The organism is Acidovorax sp. Q11, from assembly GCF_054950075.1.
Genome location: NZ_JBUDZG010000076.1, coordinates 1 through 1497 on the forward strand (window position 1 = coordinate 1; position 1497 = coordinate 1497).

The following is a 1497-nucleotide window of genomic DNA, read 5'->3' on the forward strand; positions in this document are numbered from 1 at the left end:
TGATGTCTGCGATGGCCCGGGGGTCAGCGTCCATGCGGCGGTTCAGGCGGAAGGTGTTGTGGCTCTTCCAGCTGGGCACGGGGTTGCGCGGCACGCTCAGGTCGTCGTTGATGTTCGTGATGCTGTAGTTGAACTCGTTCCACACACTACGGGTAGGTACCCAGGAGTTGTTCAGATCCTCGAACACTCGAATACCGACAAACCTGCCTGCATCCTCGGGCACGATGATGTCCGCGTGGCCATCGGCATCCACATCGGCCACCAATGGGTATTCAGCCCCGGTAAGCGACCCGCTATCCGTAGAGAACACAGTTTTACCGGTAGCACCGTCCAGGACAAACAATCGCACTTCGTCTCGATAGACGATTTCCACTTTGCCGTCGCCGTCGAAGTCAAAGGCCGTCGAGCCTGTAGACGAAGACGAATAGTCCTGCACCACCGACTGCCAAAGAATCGAGCCGTCTGCTTTCACAACCGTGTAGTACCCCGCACCAGCGACACCGATTTCTGGCACACCATCGCCATCAAGATCGGCAGCCGTTGGAACGCCCCCGTGGCCACCACCCAAATAAACGTTCCAAAGAAGGTTGCCCTGATCATCCGAGAGGAACAGCGAACCATTCGATACGAGCGCGAACTGTGGTTTGCCGTTGCTCAGAAAGTCTGCAACAGCGAATCGGTACACACTATTGATCGGAAGCGACACGATCGGATTGCCGGTGCTGTCATAGATCTTGCCTCCACAGAGAATTTGCAAGCCAGCCCTGTCAGGGAATAGCTTGGAGGCGTAAGTGCTGTGATCAACTACACAATCGGCCAGGGTGAATTTGAGCTGCCCCTTGTTGTCGAAGACCGAGTTACCGAACAGGATTTCTGGAACACCGTCCGCATCAAGGTCGGCTACAGATATCGCAATAGGCACACTACCCGTTACCTGGAACTTGAGCGTCCCGTCGTTGCGGAAAACCGAGAAGCCTCCATTGACATTGATGGCCAAGATTTCTGGCACGCCATCCATGTCCAGGTCTGCAAGCGCAAGCCCTGTCTGACTGTGCGCACCACCGAAACTACTGGCAGGAATCCGCAGAATCTGCGCACCCGTTGATCCGTCAACGACATAAATATCGGAGGGAGCGAAGTAGCTTCCGTTGTACGCCGTGAACACTACTTGTGGTGTGTCTTGCGCGTCGATTCGACCGTCTCCATTGGTATCGCGGATTCGGCCGACCACGGGCGACATCATGACCCCGCCACCCGTCCATTGCCATTTCTCCTTGGGCGCGAATGTCCCAACCTGAGGCACAAACAGCACATCCTGCGCACTGGAGCGCACGTTGTTCGCCTTGTCACTCTCGGCCAGCGCACCCGAAGGGTCCACCACCACATGGATGGGCGCATCGCGGAACGGCAGCAAGCCCGAGACATCGATCGTCAGTGTCTGGGACTGGCCCGTGCCCAACGCCGCTGTCAGCGTTGCCTGGCCCAGCACGGTGTCGG

General features: G+C 57.3%; 1 protein-coding gene. It reads right to left on the reverse strand.

What is annotated here, in order from left to right; all coding sequences use genetic code 11:
- The coding region (locus ACYZGB_RS22725) for an FG-GAP repeat domain-containing protein (protein WP_462391253.1) at positions 1-1497 on the reverse strand (1497 nt) is incomplete at both ends.